The sequence below is a fragment of the Halioglobus sp. HI00S01 genome (genome assembly GCF_001635445.1).
In the GTDB taxonomy this organism is placed as follows: domain Bacteria; phylum Pseudomonadota; class Gammaproteobacteria; order Pseudomonadales; family Halieaceae; genus Halioglobus; species Halioglobus japonicus.
Map to the genome: position 1 here is coordinate 1 of NZ_LWEE01000086.1, position 263 is coordinate 263.

1 pseudogene is annotated in these 263 nt (G+C 59.3%); it reads right to left on the reverse strand.

From position 1 onward, the window contains the following. A pseudogene (gene rho / locus A3709_RS12585) lies at positions 1-263 on the reverse strand (transcription termination factor Rho); the annotation flags it as partial.

Sequence of the window (263 nt, forward strand, 5' to 3'; positions counted from 1 at the left end):
AACGACCTCGGCACCGCGGGCACCGACAGAGCGCTGCATCTCTGTCACTTCTTCGGGACGCTCGTCGATCAGCAGTACGATGATGTAGCACTCAGGGTTGTTGCTGATAATCGCCTGGGCGATGTTCTGCATCATGATGGTTTTACCGGCCTTGGGCGGTGCTACTAACAGGCCACGCTGGCCTTTACCAATCGGGGCCACCAGGTCGATGATGCGGCCGGTGAGGTCCTCGGAGCTGCCGTTGCCCTTTTCAAGAGTCAGGC